Consider the following 18270-nt stretch of genomic DNA (forward strand, 5'->3'; position numbering starts at 1 on the left):
TGTGCGCCGGTCGGCGGGGCGGAAGGATCGGCGGGGTACGGCAGCCTGCCGCCCGTCCCCACCCCAGGAGGCCCGCTGATGATCCGTCCTCCCGTCCTTCCCGCTCCCACCGGTGCGGTGTACTTCTCCCTCCTCGGTCCGCTCACCGCCGTGGCGGACGGCAGGCCGCTGCCGCTCGGCCCGCGCAAGCAACGGCTGGTCCTGGCAACCCTGTTGTCCCGCCCCAACACTCCGGTGCCGGTCGACGTGCTGACCGACGTGGTGTGGCCGGACGCGCCGCCCCGCACGGCGCGCAAGAACCTTCAGGTCTACATCAGCGCGGCCCGCACCCTCTTCGGATCCGTGGGTGACGGTGACCGTGACCGGGTGGTGCACGGCTACGGCGGCTACCGGCTGCGGATCGGCGAGGGCGAGCTGGACACCCTGCGCTTCGGGGCGCTGGCGCGCGCGGGCCGGGCGGCCGGCGAGCGGGGCGACCTGCGCACGGCCGCACGGCTGCTGCGGGAGGCGCTCGACCTGTGGGGTGAGCGGCAGCCGCTGCACGACCTGCGGGACTCCGCCGGGGTGGCGGAGGAAGCCGGGCGTCTGGAGTCCCGGTGTCTGACGGTCTACGAGGACTGGGCGGAGGCGGAGATCGAGACGGGCCGGGCGGCCGTCGCGGTGGACGGTCTGCGGGACCTGGTGGAGCGCCACCCGCTGCGGGAGCGGCTCCGGGCGGCCTGGATGAACTCCCTGCACCAGTCCGGACGGCAGGCGGAGGCGCTGGCGGTGTACGACGACTACCGGCAGCTGCTCGCGCGGGAGTTGGGCCTGGAACCCAGTCCGGCGATGGCTGCCCTCTACGCGGACATGCTCGGCCGGGGCCGCGCGGCCCGGCCCGCCGCCGCCCGGGACACCCCGGTGTCGCTGCCCGCCGCCGTCCGGGACTTCACCGGACGCAACGACGAACTGCGCGAGGTGCTGGACGAATCGGGCCGCGCGGAGGGAGGGGTGCTGATCGTCTCCGGCCCTGCCGGGGCCGGGAAGTCGGCGCTGGCCGTACGGGCGGCCCACCTCCTCGCGGACGGGTTCCCCGACGGGCGGGTCCACGTCCGGGTGCGGCGGGAGGACGGCGTCGCCCGCACCCGGGCCGACGTGCTGGGCGAGCTGGGGCGGCTGTGCGGGGTGCGCGTCCCGCCGGACGGGACGGAGGCCGAGGAGGCCTGGCAGGGCTGGCTGTCACAGCACCGGGCCCTGGTCGTCCTGGACGACGTACCCGACGAGGCCTCGGTGCGCGGGCTGCTGCCGCGGTCCGGGCGGTGTTCGGTGATCCTCACCGCACGCGGTCAGCTGGCCGGACTGGCCCCGGCGCACCGGGTCGCGCTGGCCGCGCTCGCCGACGGGGAGGCGCTGGACCTGCTGGGCAGGCTGATCGGGACGGGGCGGCTGCGGACGGACCCGGCCTCGGCGCTGCGCATCGTACGGGCCTGCGGGGCGCTGCCGCTGGCCGTGTCCGTGAGCGGTATGCGCCTCGCGGTGCTGCGGCATCTGCCGCTCGCGGAGTACGCGGCCCGGCTCGACGACCCGTCGGCGGCGCTGGACGAGCTGGTCGCCGGGGACGTGTCCGTACGGTCGCGGATCGCTTCGGGCTGGCAGGACCTGACCGGGGAGAACCGGAGGGCGCTGGCCCGGCTCGCCGGACTCGCGCAGGACGGCGGCTTCACCCTGGACAGCGCGATGGACGTGCTGGAATGCGGGGAACGGGTGGCGATCCGCACCGTCGAGTCGCTCATCGACTCCGGTGCCGTGACCTCCCCGGCCGGGGAGGTCACGGCGCACGCCGCGCTGTACGAGGTACCGCGCCTGCTCTGTCTGTACGCCCGCGAGCGGACCGGACCGGTGCTGCCGCTCATCCGAGGGTGAGCAGCTCCAGCAGGCCGGGGGGCGCCGCCCGTTCACCGGGTCGCGCCCCTTCGCCGCCGGACAGGAAGTGCAGGGCCAGCAGCAGACCCGCCGCGCCCGTGGCGAGGTCGGCGGAGCAGCGCCGCAACCGCGCCCCGGGGACCAGCAGCCGGTCCTCGTCGGCGATCAGGTGCCAGGACAGATTGCGAACGGAGGCGAGCACCTCGGCACCCGTGCGGTCGTCCCCGCCCAGCTGGCCGGCGGTGGCGACGAGTCCGGCGCGGCCGGTGAACAGGCCTGGTTCGCGGACGAATTCGAGGGCGCAGCCCTTGCGGACCCCGGGGAGCAGGGCAGCCAGGCCGGGCGCCTCGCGCCGGGCCAGGTACGCCTGCGCCACCAGGGCGAAGCCGCCGCTGCCCTGGTCGAGGTAGAGCAGATGGCGCCGCCCGTCCTTCACCTGGACGGTGCCGTCGGGCATCGTGACGCAGTGCCCGGCCTCCCGGTCCAGGACGGTGCGGGCCGCGTCCAGGAGCCAGCCCTCACCGGTCAGGGCGTGGAGTTCCAGGTGCAGCAGGGCGATGCCGCTCAGCCCGCGCAGCAGTCCGGCCGATGCGGGGACCTGCGGACCGTCGGCGTCGCCCCGGACGAGGCAGTCGAGGCTCCAGGCGGTGCGTACGGCCGATTCGAGGAGCTCGGGGTCGGGTGCCGAGCCGCCCGTGCGGGCCATGCGCAGCGCTGCGAGCGCGATGCCGGCGCGGCCGGTGAGCAGGTCGGCCGAGGCGGCCGGGGGTGCGGCGGCCGAGGCCCGTTCGAGGATCTCCCTGCCCTCCGCCCGGCGGCCCAGCCCGGCCAGCACCACGGCTGTGCCCGGCAGTCCGTCGAAGAGGCCGCCCGCCGCTGCGGGGTCGCGGCGTCGGGCGGCGGCGGCGAGCCAGTCCGTCCAGGCGTCCGGGACGGGGGCGCCGATCCGGTGCAGGGCGTAGAGCACCCCGGCCGCACCGTGCGCGAGGTCCGTCCCGCCGGTGGCGAACGCCTTGGGGTCCCCGGGGAAGAGGCGGTCGGGGCGGTCGGGGGTCGCTGCCGCGTGGATGCCGGCCAGCAGGCGGGCGCGGAGCTCCTGCCAGTCGGGGGCGGGGCCGCCGAGGAGGGCCGCGATCTCGCCCTCCCGGCTGTGCGGTCCGGACACGGCCCGCAGGGCGGCCGGGCGTTGGGGTCCGGCGCCGGGCGCCAGGCCGTAGCGCGTGCGGGCCCACCGTTCGAGTGTGACGGCCTTGGCCCGGTCGTGTCCGGCCATTTCCATGAGGGGCATGAGCATGGTGAGCCAGGTCGCCCACAGCGCGTAGGCGTCGGCCTCGGCACCGGGTGTGCCGCTCGGCGCCTGGAGGCCCGGTGCGCCGGCCAGCGGGGTGTCCTGGTCGTCGAGGGCGGTGGCGTACTCGAAGTCGATGAGGGCCACGCGGCCGTCGGGCCTGACGATGATGTTGGAGGGGTGCAGGTCGCCGAAGCGCAGACCGCGTTCGTGAACTGCCGCCAGCGCGCGCGTGAGTCCGTCGGTCACGGAGTCCACCCAGGCGGTGTAGGCGGCGAGTTCGGCGGGCGATCCGGCCCCGCGCACCAGGGCGAAGCGGGCGACGATCTCGTTGAAGAGGGTGGTTCCCTCGATGTGTTCCTCGATCAGGAAGTGGTGCTCCCACACGGTCCGCACCCCGTACACCTCGGGCACGCAGTCCAGCCCGGCCAGCGCGGTCAGCGCCCGGTGCTCGCGGTGCAGCCGCAGCACCGCGTCGTCGCCCGCCGCGTCGAGGCCGCAGTGCGGGCGGGCCTCGCGCAGCACCACCTGCCGGCCGGTGTCCCGGTGCCGGGCCAGGTAGATCCCGCCGGCGTTGGAGAACTGGAGGGCTTCGGTGACGGTGTAGGGGAAGGTGGTGTCGCCGGCGGCGGCACGGGCGGCGAGGTGCGGGCGGAGCGCCTCGGGGACGGTGACCCATGCGGGCATCCGGAACACCACACCGCGTGTGTCGGGCACGAGTTCGCCCGACGGGTGCCGCAGGGCGGGCACACGTGCGCCTTCCGCGTCGCGGCACCAGCGTGCGACGAACGCCCCGTAGCGGACGTAGACCGGGGCGTCGCCGATGCGCAGGTCGCTGAGGATGTACGGGCCCCGGCGCCCGTGCAGGGCCCGGGACAGCTCGTCGACCAGCGTCAGGAAGACGGTCTCGTCCGGCGGGTAGAGCGTGAGGAACTTCCCGGCGCCGCTGCGGGCCATGTACTTGCCGGACATGAGCAGGAGTGCCTGCTCACTGCGCAGGAACTTGAACGGCACACCGTGGCGGAGGCAGATCCGGGCGGTGTCGCGCAGGGTCGCGGCGGCCTCGTCGGGCACGGTGGAGACGTGGATCTTCCAGCCCTGCTCGGCCGGTTCGCGGTCCTCGGGCAGCAGCGAGGTCCACAGGCCCGCGGCGGCGCGCCGCCATCCGGCCGGTGGCGGTGCGGCGTCAAGCGGGTAGCGGGTCGCCTCGTCCGGCAGCCGTGCCGGGGTCTCGTAGTACGTACGGTCGGCGAGGCAATAGAGCTGGGTCTCCTGGATGCCGGGCACGGCTTTCCTCCTCGGGGCGCGCCGGGACCGGCGGCGTCGTGGGGTCGGTCGGGCTGGCCGCGCGACCGTTCTTCGTCAGTCCCCCGGGCGTGCGAGGGCCGCTCCCGCCGGTTCGGGGCCTGTGCCGTCGGAGGCCTTCGCGTCCTTGGTGTCCTCACCTGCCCCGCCGGCCGCCGGGGCCGCCCCGGCACGGACCGAGGGGGCGAGCGTCACCACGGCCGCCGACACGGCCAGCACGCAGCCGATCGTGCCGAAGGCGGCGCGGCTGCCCAGGGCGGTCAGCAGGGCGCCGCCCGCGAGCGGCCCGAACGGCTGGACGACCGAGGACAGGAAGGTCGCCGCGCTCTGCACCCTGCCGACACGGTCCTCCGGGGTGACGGTCAGCAGGGTGGACAGGAATCCGATGCTGGCGACCGTTGCCAGGCACATGCAGACCGCGCACAGCACGCCGGCCACCAGCGGGCTGCGGAGCCAGGCCAGTGCGGCGGCCGTCAGCACGCAGGTCCAGCAGGTGGCGACGATGAGGGCCCGGCCGTACCGGTCGGGGCCGATCCGGGGCGCGAGCAGCGCGCCGAGGAGTGCGCCCGCGGACACGCAGGTGATGACGAATCCGCCGCCGAGACCGGACTTCCCGTGTTGGGAGAAGACGCTGAGCGCCGTGAACGTGAGCGCACCGAACGCGAAGTTCATGCCCAGGCCGAAGACGAGCAGCACCGTACGGAGATAGGGCAGCTGCCACAGGAAGGTGAGCCCGGCGGTGAGTTCCCGGCGGCTGAACACCGAACCGGCCTTGGTCCTGGCCTTGGAGCGGGTGCGTACGAGGGCGACGCAGACGGTCGACAGAAGCAGGCCGAGGGCCTGGGCCGTGAAGGGCAGGGCGGGGTGGACACCGAACAGCGCACCGCCGGCGAGAGGGCCGACCAGCCGGACCGTGGAGGTGCGCGCCTGGAGCCGCGCGGTGGCCGTGCCCATCTGGTCGGGCGGCACGACCGCGCGCATCAGGCCGAAGGCGGCGGGGGCGTAGACACTGTTGAGCACGGCTCCGGCGGTCGCGACCAGCAGGACGAGCGCCAGGGGGGCGTGCCCGTACCAGACGGCGAGGCTGAGGGCGGTGACCGCCGCGAGGCTCCCCGCGTCGCACAGCCGCATCAGGCGGCGGCGTTCGACCCGGTCGGCCATGACTCCGCCCGGCAGCATCGTGATCAGCACGGCACCGACGGACACCGTACCCACGGCGCCGGCCTGCACCGCGGATCCCGTCTCCTTGAGGACCAGCAGGGGCAGGGCCAGGGCACCCGTCTGGGCGCCCAGAACGGCGAAGAGGCCGCTCATCCAGAGCAGCCGGAAATCCCGGTTGGAGCGGAGCGGCGTGGCCATCGGGAGCTCCCTGTGCGTCGGGGCGGCTGGAGCGGAGGAGCGGCCCGAGAGGGGAACCGGGCCGGGCAGCGGGGCGGGGCGGCCTCCGTGAACCACGGAGGCCGCCCCGTCTCCGGCCGGCCGGGCGCCACGGCGCCGAGGTGTCGGCCTCGGACGGACGTGGCACGTGGCCGGCAGCCGGTCAGCCCTCGACGACGCTCAGCAGGCTGATGCAGCTGCCGGGCGGCTGCTCGCCGTCGATCGTCGCCGACTCCTGGAGGTCCAGGACGGAGTGCGCCTCGACCTCGGGGGTCTCGTTGTCGTCGGCGGGCTTGGTGTTCTCGGACATGGTGGTCTCCGTCCACTCGTCGCTGTGCCGGCCCGGATCCTTCGGCTGTCCGCCGCGGCCCGGTGCCTGCCGTTGCCGAGAAAGTTAGGAGGGGTGGCCTGGCGAACGCTTCGGCGCCGGTATGGCACCGGTATGGGACCAGTTCGCCGCGGCCGGACGGCCGGTTCCCGGGCGGCACGACGGGCTTCGACCCCCCGGCGACCTGCGCACATACCGCTCCTGAAGCGGTTGTGGACCGTCGCCGAACCGCCGCGGCGCAACCTGGGTACGCGCCCGACGTGCCTCAGCCCTCTGAAGGAGGCGGCCCCGCATGGAACTCGGCGAACTCGTCGGACATCGGCCCTTCCCCGCCGCCGGTCTGCTGCTCGGCCTCACCCGGCGCTGCCCTCTGCGGTGCTCCCACTGTTCCACCGGATCGGCCATGACCGTGCGGGAGGAGCCGGACGCAGGCCAACTGCTGCGCTTCGTGGGCTCCTTCACCGAGCAGAACCGTCCCGAGGTCGTGATGCTGACCGGCGGGGAGCCACTGCTGCTGCCCGAGCTCGCCGGGCAGCTGAGCACCCTCGCCCGCCGGGCCGGCTCGCGTACCGCGCTGCTCAGCGGCATGTTCTTCGCCCGTTCCCGGGAGATTCCGCCGGCGGTCCTGCGCGCGATCGGCCGGGTCGACCACTTCTCCGCCAGCCTGGACGTCCACCACGAGCGGGAGGTCCCGCGGGCCGACGTGTTCCGTGCCGTGCACCGGATCCGGGAGACGGGTGTGGCCGTGAGCTTCCATCTCACCGGGACGGGTGCGGCCGATCCCTATCTCGCGGACATCACCCGGGCCGTCGACGAGGAGTTCGACGGCCGGGTGCCCTGCCTCGTCAACGAGGTGCGCCCGTTCGGCCGGGCCGCGTCCTGGGCGCGGCCCGCCCGTACCGCGCCGGACGCGGGCGCGGCGTCGCCGTGCGCGATGGCCGCCTGGCCCGTGGTCGCCTTCGACGGCAGGGTGCTGGCCTGCTGCAACCAGGACACCGTCGACCGGCGGCCCGTCCCCGCGCACCTGGACCTCGGGCACATCGCGGTCGACGACTGGGCGGCCGTACGCCGGCGCGCCCAGGAGTCCCCGGTGCTGCGCATGATCCGTACGGTCGGTCCCACGCATCTGTCCGCCCGGTCCTCCGTGTCCCGGCCCGGTTCGTACTGCGAGGGCTGCCGGGCACTGGGCGCCGACGAGGAGGCGGTGGCCGGGGCACTGGCGTCCGGGGCGGCGGGGGCGCTGCTGGACCTGGCGGCGGCCCACCGGGGCGCGGCGGACGGGCCGCAGGGAGTCGTCCGGCGGCACGGCTGCGCGGCGTACGCACCACTCGTCGTCGCGGGCGGGCCGGCCACCGGCTCCGTCACCGGCGCTGCCCGGCGGAGCGCCCGGTGAGCGCCACCGGACCGAGCCCGTCGGCGCGGCTGCGGATCACCCTGGGGCTGGGGGACAGCGGGCTGCGGGCCGCGCTGGACCACATGTGGCGTGCCGAGGACCTGTTGCCCCGCTACCGGAGGTATCTGTGCGCCATGCACGCCGTGGTGCGGGCCTCCGTCCCGCTGATGCTCAGGGCCCGGGAGCGCGCCCGGCTGCTGGACACCTGTGGCGACCCGCTGGGCGCTCCGCTGGCCGGCTATCTGGCGGAGCACGTCCAGGAGGAGGACGGGCACGACACCTGGCTGCTGGAGGACCTCCGCTCGGCGGGCTGGGTCCCCGCGGACGCCCTCGGCCCGATGCCCTCGCCGGTCGTCGCCGGACTCGCCGGCGCCCAGTACTACTGGATCGAGCACCACCACCCGGTGACGCTGCTCGGCTACATCGCGGTGCTGGAGGGCTACGCCCCCTCCCCTGGTCTGACCCCCCGCGTCGCCCGGCTGACGGGACTGCCCGACGCCGCACTGCGGACCGTACGGGAACACGCCGCGCTCGACACGGGCCATCTGGACGAGCTGTACGCACTGCTGGACCGGCTGCCGCTGACCCGGGACCAGGAGGCTGCCGTGACGGTCAGCGCACTGCACTCCCTCGACGCGCTCACCCAGTTGTTCGTCCGGCTCGGGCGCTCCGCGGCGACGCCGTCGCCACGGGGGGCCGGACCTTCCTCACCGATGGGAGTCACACCATGACCGGACCGCCAGGGAGCGGCGGAGCCCCCCGCCCGGCCGACGGCGGCGGGGGCCCGCCCGTCCTGCCCGCCGCGTTGTACGAGGCCGGGCTGCCCGTGGACCTGCTCACCGACGAGCAGCGTCTCGTGCTCAGCGAGCTGACCCCGGAGGAACTCGCCGTGCTCCTCGACATCAAGAGCAGGCTCGACGCCGTGGAACCCGAGGTCCAGGCACACGGCGAGATAGCCGGCGGGGCCCTGTTCTAGGGGCCCCGGAGTCGGGGCCGGTGCGGCCGGTACGTCACGGCCGTGCCGGCCGACGCCCGCCGGGCAGTGCCGCCCGTTCCCGGAGAGAAGGACTCTCATGACCTGCCCCTCGTGCCGTCAGGACCTGCCGCCGGACGCCCGGTTCTGCTCCTCCTGCGGAACGCCGTGCGCCGTCACCGTCGCGCCGGCCGACGACGAACGCAAGCCGGTGACGGTGCTGTTCTGCGATCTCGTCGGCTCCACGGCGCTGTCCGGCGTGCTGGACCCGGAGACCCTGCGCACGGTGACGCTGCGGTACTTCGAGGCGATGAGCGCGGAGATCGTGGCGCGGGGCGGCACCCCGGAGAAGTTCATCGGGGACGCCGTGATGGCGGTGTTCGGGGTGCCGGTGGTCCGTGAGGACGACGCACGCCGCGCGCTGGCCGCCGCCCTGGGGATGCGGAACGCGCTGGCGCGTCTCAACGAGGAGCTGCACACCACGCTCGGCATCCGCCTCGCCACCCGGATCGGCGTCAACACCGGCCAGGTGGTGGCCGGCGGCGACGCGACGGCCCGCCAGGCCCTGGTGTCCGGGGAGACGGTCAACATCGCCGCCCGCCTGGAACAGAACGCGGGCCCCGGCGAGATCCTCATCGGCCCGGACACCCTGCGCGCCGCCGGGCCGACGGTGTCCGCCGAAGCCACCGGACCACTCCGGCTGAAGGGCAAGCAGGACAGCGTGGACGCCTACCGGCTGCTCGCACTGGGCACGGACGACCCGGAGCAGCTGCGCCGCTTCGACGTCCCGTTCGTCGGACGCCATGCCGAACAGAGCGCCCTGGACGCGACGTTGCAGGACACCGTGCGCAGCGGCGGCCCGGGCCTGTTGCGGCTCACGGGCGAGGCGGGCGTCGGCAAGACCCGGCTGGTACGGGAGTGGGTGGTGCGGCGCGCGGCCGAGGGCGTCCTCGCGTACGGCGCGGGCCGGTGCCGCAGTTACGGGGACCACGGCACGCTCACCCCCCTCGCCGACGCCCTGCGCGCCCTGCCGGCGACCGCCCCGGCGCACCCGGACGAGGACGGCGCGGACGACGACGCGCGGGCGCTGCTCTCCGGGGGCCTGCTCCACGACGGCACCCCGAACGCGCCCTTCGAGGACATGTGCGCCGCGCTGACCACGGTGCTGGACCGGGCCGCCCGGACCCGCCCGGTCCTCCTCGTGCTCGACGACTGGCACGCGGCGGCGCCCCTCCTGGTGCGCACGGTGGAGCGGCTGACGGACCGTGCGGGACCCGCAGGGGTGCTGGTGGTCTGCGTGGGCCGGCCGGACGCGGCGGACAACGGCCCCGTAGGGCCGGGCCGCAACGCCGGCCATCTGCAGCTCACCGGGCTGCCACCGCGGGAGGCCGCGCTGCTCGCCGCCGGACTCGCCGGGATCGACGGCCGGAGAGGCCCCGTGGACGAACGTCTGCTGGCCCGTTCCGAAGGCAATCCGCTCTATCTGGAACAGCTGCTGGTCGGTGCGCCGGACGGAGCGGACGGGGCGGACGGAGCCATGGGGGCGGACGCGGAGCTGCCCCCCACGCTCCAGGCGCTGCTCGGTGCCCGGATCGGGGCACTGGCCAGGGCGGAGCGCAACGTGGTCGACCTGGCGGCCGTGATCGGCCGGGAGTTCACCGCCGCGGAGCTGGTGCTGCTGGAGCTGTCCGCGCGGGCGGCCGAGGAGCACGCCTCCGGGCCGGTGACCGTCGGGCACCGGGCGCAGGACCTGCGGCGCGTCGAGGAGGCGCTGACGGTGCTGGGCCGGCGGCGCCTGGTGGAGTCGGCCCCGCCGGCGACGGACCTGACCGCGTACCGGTTCAGCAGCGGGCTGGTGCACGAGGTGACGTACGCCTCGCTGTCCAAGCGCGCCAAGGCGGACCGGCACGCCTGGGCGGCCGAGCTGCCCAGTGTGCTGCGTGCCGGGGACGGTGCCGTCGGCGGCCATCTGGAGCGGGCCCACCGCTACCGCGCCGACCTGGGGCTGCTCGACGACCGCACCCGGCGGCTGCGGGACCGTGCCGCCACGGCGCTGGGCCGGGCCGGGGCGCAGGCCGCCGCCCGGTCCGACCTGCCCTGGGCGCACAGCCTGCTGGAGCGGGCGGTGGACCTGGACCCCGGGGGTGCGGGATCCGTGCGCCGGCTCGGCGAGGTACGGGTGGCGCTCGGGCAGACCGAGGCCGGGGCCGAACTGCTGCGCCGGGTAAGGGATCTGACGTCCGCCCCGGTGGAGGCCGCGCACGCCCGGCTGGCCCTCGCGGTCCTGGATCCCCGTGGCCCCGGGCCCGGCCCCGCGGCCACGGCCCGGGCGGTGCTGCCGGTCTTCGAGGCGGCCGGGGACTCCGTCGGCCGGGCCCGGGCGCACCTCAGGCTCGCCCAGCAGCTCCAGCGCTCCGGCCGGCACGAGGAGGCGGAACGCGACCAGGCACGGGCCCTGGAGCACGCGGTGCTCGCCGGGGCGGAACCGGAACGGGCCGGAGCCCTCGGGGCCATCGGGATCTCCCTGTGGCGCGGCCCGGTCCCGGCCCCTGTGGCGGTGACCCGCTGCCGCGCCCTGCTGGCGGCGCACGGGGCGGGCAGGCCCACGGTCCGGCTCACGCTCAACTGCCCGCTGGCGGTGCTGTACGCGCTCCAGGACAGGCCCCACGAGGCGCACGGCGCGCTGGCCGAGGCAGAGGCGCTGGCCCTGAAGCTGGGGTTCGCCGAGGCGGACGTCTTCCTGCCGGTGTTCCGGGCGGCGGTCGAGTCGCTGCTCGGGCACGGCTCCGCCGCGCTCGCGCTGCTGGCGCGGGCGGACGAGGCGGCCCGGCGTACCGGGGCGGACGGCATGCGGACGGCCGTCGCGCTCGACGCGGCCCGTCTCGAACTCGACGACGGCCGGACGCAGCGGGCGGCGGCCTGGGCCGCCTCCGTGGGCGGGGCGTCGGACCTGAGTCATGCCGACGCCGTCGACCTGGAGGGCCTGCGGGGCAGGCTCGCGGCGGCCCGTGAGCGTCCGGCCGAGGCGGTCGTCCACGCGGACCGGGCGGTACGGGCCTCCCTGCTCACCGATTCCCCGCTGGTCCAGGCGACGGCGGAGCTGGACCGGGCCCGCACGCTGGCCGCGCTGGGCCGGCGGGCCGAGGCCCTGGCGTCGGCACGGGCCGCACGGAACCACTTCGCAAGCAAGGGGCACCTGCCGGGGGTCCGCCGGGCCGCCGGTCTCACCCGGGCCGGGGACGGGCCCGTGGTCACGACGACGGAGAGGAGCTGACCGATGGGAACCACGGGAACGGCACCGGGGCAGGGACTGACCTGGAGCCTGCGGGGGCGCAGCCCCGAGGATGTGCCCGTACTGGCGGATCCGGGACCGCCGGGCGGGCTGCCCGAGGAACCCGCCACGGGGCGGGGCGTGCGGGTGTGCGTGGTGGATTCGGGGGTGGAGCGCGACCATCCGCAGGTCGGCCCGCTCGCCGGGTCCTGGGTGGTGGTCAAGGACGGGGAGAGTGGCGACATCACGGTGGAGCCGACAACCACCGGGGACACCTGCGGGCACGGGACGGCGTGCGCGGGCATCATCCGCCGGACCGCTCCCGACTGCGAGATCCACAGCGTCCGGGTGCTCGGCGAACGGTTCTCCGGGACGGGCGACGTCCTGATGGCCGGGCTGCGCTGGGCGGTGGAGCAGCGCTTCGACGTGGTGAACCTGAGCCTGTCGACCACTCGTACCCGCTTCGCCCAGGAGCTGCACAGCCTGGCCGACAACGCCTATTTCGCCCGTACGGTCATCGTCGCCTCGGCCCACAACACCCCGGTGGAGAGCTTCCCCTGGCGGTTCGCCTCGGTGATCTCCGTCGGCAGCCACCAGGAGGACGATCCCGGGCTCCACCTGTACAACCCGGAGCCCCCGGTGGAGTTCTTCGGGCCGGGCCAGAACGTGTCCGTGCCGTGGCTGGGCGGCAGGACGATCCGCACCACCGGCAACAGCTTCGCCACCCCGTACGTCGCCGGGCTGTGCGCCCGCATCCTCTCCGCGCACCCCACGGTGACGGTCTTCCAGCTCAAGAACGCCCTCTATCTGTCCGCGGCCAACGTGCACCAGGGCCCGCGTCCTTCCACAGCGGCAGGAGACACCCGTGACGACTCCGAGAACTGATTCCCCCCTCGCGTCCCCGGCCGCCCCGTCCGACGGCCCCCGGCGCGAACTGCTCCAGTCCGTCGTCGACGTGGCACGCGCGATCTTCGGCGCCGCGGCCAGCTCGGTCTTCCTGCTCGACGAGGAGGCGGACGAGCTGGTCTTCCAGGCCGTCTCCGGGGAGGGCGAGGAATTCCTCGTGGGCCGCAGGTTCCCGGCCGGGCGCGGCATCGCGGGCTGGGTGGCGACCTCGGGCGAGCCGATGGTGGTGGACGACCTGACCGCCGACTCGTCCTTCGACCGCTCGCTGGCCGAGTCCACCGCCTATGTGCCGAACGCGCTGATGGCGGCCCCGCTGATCAGCGACTCCCGGATCCTCGGGGTGCTGGAGGTGCTGGACCCGTCGCCCCAGGCCCGGTCCGGTCTGCGCGAGCTGGACCTGCTGGCGATGTTCGCCCGGCAGGCCGCCGCGGCCCTGCGGGTGGTCACCCCGGAACGTGACGCGGACGGCCCGGTGGCCGCCGCCCGTGCCCTGGGCGGAGCGCAGCGCGAGGACGCGCTGAGGCTGCTCGGTAGTCTGGAGCAGGTGCTGCGGGGCACCGGCTGACGGCGGCCCCGGGCGCCCGCGCACAGGAGTGCCGGCCGGTCCGGCGGGCAGGAGCCGGTGAGGGCGCCGGACCGGGCTCCCTCAACTGACCAGGGGAAGGACACCTACGTGAAGCTCGCTTTCTCGACCCTCGGAGTGCCGGGGATGCCCGTGGCCGAGGTGGTAGGGCTCGCCGCCGGGCACGGGTACCAGGGGGTGGAGCTGCGCACCCATCCCGAGGAGCCCGTGCACCCTGGGCTCACCCCGCTCGAACGGGCCGCCGTGGTCGAGGAGTTCAAGCGGGGCGGGGTCGAGATCCTGACCCTCGCCGGGTACGTGCGGGTCGCCGCCGAAGGTGACGACGCGCCCGTGCTGGCCGAGCTCGCCGAGCTGGTGGAGCTGGCCCGCGACCTGGGGGCGGCGCACGTCCGGGTGTTCCCGGGCGGCGGCGGCCAGGACCCGGCCGAGGCCGACGCGACGGCCGCACGACGGCTGGGCGCGGCGGCTCCGCACGCCGCCGACCTGGGCGTACGGATCCTCCTGGAGACCCATGACTCGCACCGCGCAGGGGCCGACGTGGCCCGGGTGGTGGGGACCGTCGGGCACGGGTGGATCGGCGCGCTCTGGGACGTCATGCACACCTGGCTGGCGGGCGAGGAGCCGGTGGTCAGTCATGCGGTGCTGGCCCCGCACCTGGGATACCTCCAGGTGAAGGACATCGCGTCGGCCGAGGACACCGCGCCGCTGGCCCTCGGGGACGGGGTGCTGCCGCTGAAGGCCGCCCTGGACGTGCTGGGCGCCGACAGCTGGGTGTGCTGGGAGTACGAGAAGCGCTGGCACCCCGGCGCGCCGGAGCTGCCGGGGCTGCTGGCCGCGGGGCGGGAGCACCTGCTGCGGCTGGGCGCGCCGAAGCAGTAGGCCTCAGACCCGCGCCGCCGGCTCCCCGGCGGGCGAGGGCGTCCGCGGCACGGTGGCGCGGGCGCCGGGCAGCGAGGTCAGCGCCACCCCGCCGACCAGCAATGCGGCTGCGCACCATCGCAGCGGGCTGATGTCCTCGCCGAGGAACAGCGCCGCCGAGGACATCCCGAAGACCGGCACGAGCAGGGTGAACGGGGCGACGGACGAGGCGGGGTGGTGGCGGAGGAGGTAGCCCCATGCCCCGAAGCCGAAGACCGTGGTGATCCAGGCGACGTAGACGATGATGCCGACGCCGCTCGGGTCGAGCGCCGCGAGGGCCTCGGCATCGCGTTCCGGGCCTTCGACGAGCAGGGACAGGCCGAGCAGCGGCAGGACGGGGACGGTCGACACCCAGACCATGAAGTTGAGGGAGTCGGGCGGGGCCGCCTTGCGGGTGAGGACGTTGGACACGCCCCAGCAGGCCGCCGCGGCGACGACCAGGACGAAGGCGAGGACGGGGCCGCCCGCCCCCTCGTCGACGGCGGCGACCCCGATGCCCGCGAGCGCCACTCCCATCCCCAGTACCCGTACCCTGCCGGGCCGTTCACCGAGCGCCAGGGCCGCGAAGAGGGCGGTGAAGACCGCCTGGACCTGGAGGACGAGGGAGGAGAGCCCGGCAGGCATCCCCCGGTCCATGCCGACGAAGAGCAGTCCGAATTTGGCCACCCCGAGGACCAGGCCCACACCGATGATCCACTTCCAGGCGACGGTGGGCCGGCCGACGAGGAACACGGCGGGCAGCGCGGCCACGAGGAAGCGCAGGGCGGAGAAGAGCAGGGGCGGGAAGTGGGCGAGGCCGATCTCGATGACGACGAAGTTCACACCCCAGACGGCGGCGACCAGCGCGGCCAGGGCGATGTGGAGGGGACGCATGCACCGAGGATCGGACGCGCGGACCGTGTAGCACCAGCGCGGATTTCTTCATGGTTGGATTAAGCGTTCCTCATGCTTTCTGTCCGGAGGTCACGGTGCTCGATCTGTCCCGGCTGCGCGCCCTGCACGCCGTCTCCGTCCACGGCTCCGTCGCCGGTGCGGCGAGCGCACTCGGCTACACCGCGTCGGCGGTCTCCCAGCAGATCACCAAGCTGGAGCGGGAGACCCGGACGACCCTGCTCGAACGACGGGGACGCGGGGTCGCGCTGACCGAGGAGGCCCTCCGTCTCGCGGACACGGCACAGCAACTGCTGGCGATCGTGGAGCGGGCGGAGACCGGCCTGGAGGAGCGCAGGGGGCTGCCGGCCGGACGGCTGTCGGTCGGCGCGTTCGCCTCAGCGGCACGCGGGCTGCTGCCGGGCGTGCTGGCGGAGCTGGCACGCGACCATCCGGACCTGGACGCGCGGCTCACCGAGGTCGATCCGCACCTCTCGGTCGATCTGGTGGCCAAGGGCGTGATCGATCTCGCGGTCGCGCACGACTGGGACATCGCGCCGCTGCCCGCGCCGGAGGGGGTGGCGCAGGCGGTGATCGGCGACGACCGGTGCGACCTGCTGGTGCCCGAGGGGCACCCGCTGACCGGGCGCAGGGCCGTGCGGCGCGAGGAGCTGGCGAAGGAGCGGTGGGTGTGCCAGCCACCGGGCACGGTGTGCCACGACTGGCTCGTACGGACCTTGCGGGCGGCGGGGTACGAGCCGGACATCCGGCACCGGGCGGAGGAGAACCACACCCAGCTGGCCCTGGTCGCCGCCGGGCTCGGTGTGGCGATGATCCCGCGGCTCGGCAGGGGGCCGCTGCCGCCGGGTGTGGTGGCGGTGCGACTGGACCCCGTCCCCGTGCGCAGGCTGTACGCGCTGTGGCGCTCCGGGGCGGCGCGACGGCCGGCGATCACGGCGGCGGTGACGGCGCTCCAGGAGCACGGCGCGGGGGTGCTGAGCGCTTGACGGTGGTGCTGAGCGCTCAGCGGGGGTGCGCCGGGGGGTGCCCGAGCGCTTGAGGGAGGCGCCGACCACCTGGCCGGGGCCTCCGGGCGAGTGGCAGCGGTGCGCCGGGGCCGCCGTGCGGCACGACTGCGGGCCATGTCCGGGCATGTCCACCCACCCTCCCGCGTGTCACTCCCTTTCTCGGACGGCCCTCTTGACTGGCAGTTACTTTCCATATATCCGTACCTTCTTGGAAGTTTCTTTCAGCACCGGAAGGGGCTCACGTGCACCACCGCACCTCCAGACGCACCCTCCTCACCGTCACCGCAGCCACCGCAGCCGCGGCGGCGACCGGCGTCGTCACCGTTCCCGGCACCGCCCAGGCCTCGTCCGGCACCTCCACGGACAGCCGCCTCAAGCGGCTCATCGCCCGGATGAGCCTGGAGGAGAAGGTCGGCCAGCTCTTCGTGATGCGGGTGTACGGGCACTCCGCCACCGCGCCCGACCAGGCGGACATCGACGCCAACCTCACCGAGATCGGGGTCCGCACCGCCGCCGAGCTGATCTCCACGTACCACGTCGGCGGGATCATCTACTTCACCTGGGCGCACAACACCCGTGACCCGCACCAGATCGCGGATCTCTCCAACGGCATCCAGCGGGCCGGGCTCGCCGGGCCGACGCCCCTGCCGCTCCTCGTCTCCACGGACCAGGAGCACGGCATCGTCTGCCGCGTCGGCGAGCCGGCCACGCTGGTCCCGGGCGCGATGGCCCTGGGCGCGGGCGGCTCGCGCTCCGACGCGCGGGCGGCGGGCCGTCTCGCGGGGGCCGAGCTGGCCGCCGTCGGCATCAACCAGAACTACGCCCCGGTCGCCGACGTCAACGTCAACCCGGCCAACCCGGTCATCGGCGTACGCTCCTTCGGCTCCGACCCCGAATCGGTGGCGGGCATGGTCGCCGCCCAGGTGAAGGGCTACCAGGGCGCCGGGATCGCCGCCACGGCCAAGCACTTCCCCGGCCACGGCGACACGAACACGGACAGCCACACCGGTCTGCCCTACATCCACCACACCCGCGAGCAGTGGACCGAGCTGGACGCCCCGCCGTTCCGGGCAGCCGTCGCCGCGGGCATCGACTCGATCATGACGGCGCACATCGTGGTCCCCGCCCTGGACCCCTCGGAGGACCCGGCCACGCTGTCCCGGCCGATCCTCACCGGCATCCTGCGCGAGGAGCTCGGCTACGACGGTGTCGTGGTCACCGACTCCCTCGGCATGGAGGGCGTCCGCACGAAGTACGGCGACGAGCGCGTCCCCGTACTCGCGCTGCAGGCCGGCGTCGACCAGCTGCTCAACCCGCCGAATCTGTCCGTGGCCTGGAACGCCGTCCTGCAGGCGGTGAAGAGCGGCGAGATCAGCGTGGCCCGCATCGAGGAATCGGTCCTGCGCATCCTGCGGCTGAAGGCGAAGCTGGGGCTCTTCCGCGACCCCTACGTCACGTCCCGGCGCGTGGACCGCACCGTCGGCGTCCGCGCACACCTGGCCGCCGCCGACCGGATCGCCGAGCACACGACCACGCTGCTCGCCAACACCGGCTCGCTGCTGCCGCTGTCCCGCAGGTCCCACCGGAATCTGCTCGTGGTCGGCGCGGACCCGGCCTCCCCGTCCGGCACGACCGGCCCGCCGACCACCACGCTCGCCGGGGCCTTCGACGAGCTGGGCTTCACGGCGACCGCCCTGTCCACCGGAACGGCACCCTCCCAGGCGAAGATCGCCGAGGCGGTGGCCGCCGCGCAGGGCAAGGACGCCGTGATCGTGGGCACGTACAACGTCTCGGCGACCAGCTCCCAGCGCACCCTGGTCAGCGCCCTCGCGGCGACCGGGGTCCCGGTGGTCACGGTGGCGATCCGCAACCCGTACGACATCGCCCAGCTGGCCGGCACCGGGTACACCGCGAGCCTCGCCGCGTACTCCTGGACGGACGTCGAACTACGGGCGGCCGCCCGGGTGATCGCCGGCCGGGCCGACCCGGAGGGCAAGCTGCCCGTGCCGGTGCAGCGCGCGGACACACCCACGCAGACGCTGTACCCGGTCGGCTACGGACTGTCGTACTAGACGTACGCCGAGCGCGTAGGCGAACCGGCACCAAGAGGCGCAAAGCACCCGCACAC

14 protein-coding genes are annotated in these 18270 nt (G+C 74.8%); 10 read left to right on the forward strand and 4 right to left on the reverse strand.

Annotated features, from left to right (window positions below):
- The first annotated feature begins 78 nt into the window (after positions 1–78).
- Positions 79–1902: a BTAD domain-containing putative transcriptional regulator gene (locus OG524_RS12660; RefSeq protein ID WP_405390752.1), complete on the forward strand. Its 1824-nt coding sequence runs from the start codon at positions 79–81 to the stop codon at positions 1900–1902.
- On the opposite strand, the gene lanKC is transcribed toward OG524_RS12660, so the two are convergent.
- From lanKC to OG524_RS12675, 3 genes are all read right to left on the reverse strand, one after another.
- Positions 1889–4477 carry a class III lanthionine synthetase LanKC gene (lanKC, locus tag OG524_RS12665; protein WP_405390751.1) on the reverse strand — a complete coding sequence of 863 codons (2589 nt, stop codon included), beginning with the start codon at positions 4475–4477 and terminating at the stop codon, positions 1889–1891. The two genes, OG524_RS12660 and lanKC, sit on opposite strands and share 14 nt — an antisense overlap.
- A 75-nt stretch (positions 4478–4552) precedes the next feature.
- Positions 4553–5854 (reverse strand): MFS transporter, encoded by a 1302-nt coding sequence (locus OG524_RS12670; RefSeq protein ID WP_405390750.1) that lies wholly within the window; start codon positions 5852–5854, stop codon positions 4553–4555.
- Positions 5855–6035: 181 nt separating this feature from the next.
- The gene (locus OG524_RS12675; RefSeq protein WP_405390749.1) at positions 6036–6182 is read right to left on the reverse strand and encodes a hypothetical protein; all 147 of its coding nucleotides are present in this window, start codon (positions 6180–6182) and stop codon (positions 6036–6038) included.
- Between the two features lie 310 nt (positions 6183–6492).
- On the opposite strand from OG524_RS12675, the gene OG524_RS12680 reads away from it, so the two are divergent.
- From OG524_RS12680 to OG524_RS12710, 7 genes are all read left to right on the forward strand, one after another.
- On the forward strand, positions 6493–7593 hold the full coding sequence (locus tag OG524_RS12680) for a radical SAM protein (RefSeq protein WP_405810247.1): 1101 nt from the start codon (positions 6493–6495) through the stop codon (positions 7591–7593).
- Positions 7590–8324: an iron-containing redox enzyme family protein gene (locus OG524_RS12685; RefSeq protein ID WP_405390747.1), complete on the forward strand. Its 735-nt coding sequence runs from the start codon at positions 7590–7592 to the stop codon at positions 8322–8324. The genes OG524_RS12680 and OG524_RS12685 overlap by 4 nt, the downstream gene beginning before the upstream one ends.
- Positions 8321–8569, forward strand: a complete 249-nt coding sequence (locus tag OG524_RS12690; protein WP_405390746.1) for an aroma-sacti cluster domain-containing protein — start codon at positions 8321–8323, stop codon at positions 8567–8569. The genes OG524_RS12685 and OG524_RS12690 overlap by 4 nt, the downstream gene beginning before the upstream one ends.
- Before the next feature lie 97 nt (positions 8570–8666).
- The gene (locus OG524_RS12695; RefSeq protein ID WP_405810249.1) at positions 8667–11840 is read left to right on the forward strand and encodes an adenylate/guanylate cyclase domain-containing protein; all 3174 of its coding nucleotides are present in this window, start codon (positions 8667–8669) and stop codon (positions 11838–11840) included.
- A 3-nt stretch (positions 11841–11843) separates the two neighbouring features.
- Entirely contained in the window at positions 11844–12722 is an 879-nt protein-coding gene (locus OG524_RS12700) for a S8 family peptidase (RefSeq protein WP_405810251.1), read from the forward strand.
- Positions 12703–13308 (forward strand): GAF domain-containing protein, encoded by a 606-nt coding sequence (locus OG524_RS12705; RefSeq protein ID WP_405390743.1) that lies wholly within the window; start codon positions 12703–12705, stop codon positions 13306–13308. The genes OG524_RS12700 and OG524_RS12705 overlap by 20 nt, the downstream gene beginning before the upstream one ends.
- A 108-nt stretch (positions 13309–13416) precedes the next feature.
- Positions 13417–14205, forward strand: coding sequence for a sugar phosphate isomerase/epimerase family protein (locus OG524_RS12710; RefSeq protein ID WP_405390742.1), 789 nt, complete (start codon positions 13417–13419; stop codon positions 14203–14205).
- Between the two features lie 3 nt (positions 14206–14208).
- On the opposite strand, the gene OG524_RS12715 is transcribed toward OG524_RS12710, so the two are convergent.
- Positions 14209–15117 (reverse strand): EamA family transporter, encoded by a 909-nt coding sequence (locus OG524_RS12715; RefSeq protein ID WP_405810254.1) that lies wholly within the window; start codon positions 15115–15117, stop codon positions 14209–14211.
- A 95-nt stretch (positions 15118–15212) separates the two neighbouring features.
- Here OG524_RS12715 and OG524_RS12720 point away from each other — a divergent pair, with 95 nt between their 5' ends.
- Both OG524_RS12720 and OG524_RS12725 read left to right on the forward strand, forming a co-directional pair.
- Positions 15213–16121, forward strand: coding sequence for a LysR family transcriptional regulator (locus OG524_RS12720; protein ID WP_405390739.1), 909 nt, complete (start codon positions 15213–15215; stop codon positions 16119–16121).
- A 263-nt stretch (positions 16122–16384) separates the two neighbouring features.
- Positions 16385–18214 carry a glycoside hydrolase family 3 protein gene (locus tag OG524_RS12725; protein WP_405390738.1) on the forward strand — a complete coding sequence of 610 codons (1830 nt, stop codon included), beginning with the start codon at positions 16385–16387 and terminating at the stop codon, positions 18212–18214.
- Positions 18215–18270 lie beyond the last annotated feature (56 nt).

It is taken from the genome of Streptomyces sp. NBC_01520 (assembly GCF_045040375.1).
In the GTDB taxonomy this organism is placed as follows: Bacteria; Actinomycetota; Actinomycetes; order Streptomycetales; family Streptomycetaceae; genus Streptomyces.

Excerpts from the sequence above, each read along its gene's own strand:
- OG524_RS12660 (WP_405390752.1), top strand. The coding sequence starts at position 79 with ATGATCCGTCCTCCCGTCCTTCCCGCTCCCACCGGTGCGGTGTACTTC.
- OG524_RS12670 (WP_405390750.1), bottom strand. The coding sequence starts at position 5,854 with ATGGCCACGCCGCTCCGCTCCAACCGGGATTTCCGGCTGCTCTGGATG.
- OG524_RS12675 (WP_405390749.1), bottom strand. The coding sequence starts at position 6,182 with ATGTCCGAGAACACCAAGCCCGCCGACGACAACGAGACCCCCGAGGTC.
- OG524_RS12680 (WP_405810247.1), top strand. The coding sequence starts at position 6,493 with ATGGAACTCGGCGAACTCGTCGGACATCGGCCCTTCCCCGCCGCCGGT.
- OG524_RS12690 (WP_405390746.1), top strand. The coding sequence starts at position 8,321 with ATGACCGGACCGCCAGGGAGCGGCGGAGCCCCCCGCCCGGCCGACGGC.
- OG524_RS12695 (WP_405810249.1), top strand. The coding sequence starts at position 8,667 with ATGACCTGCCCCTCGTGCCGTCAGGACCTGCCGCCGGACGCCCGGTTC.
- OG524_RS12700 (WP_405810251.1), top strand. The coding sequence starts at position 11,844 with ATGGGAACCACGGGAACGGCACCGGGGCAGGGACTGACCTGGAGCCTG.
- OG524_RS12715 (WP_405810254.1), bottom strand. The coding sequence starts at position 15,117 with ATGCGTCCCCTCCACATCGCCCTGGCCGCGCTGGTCGCCGCCGTCTGG.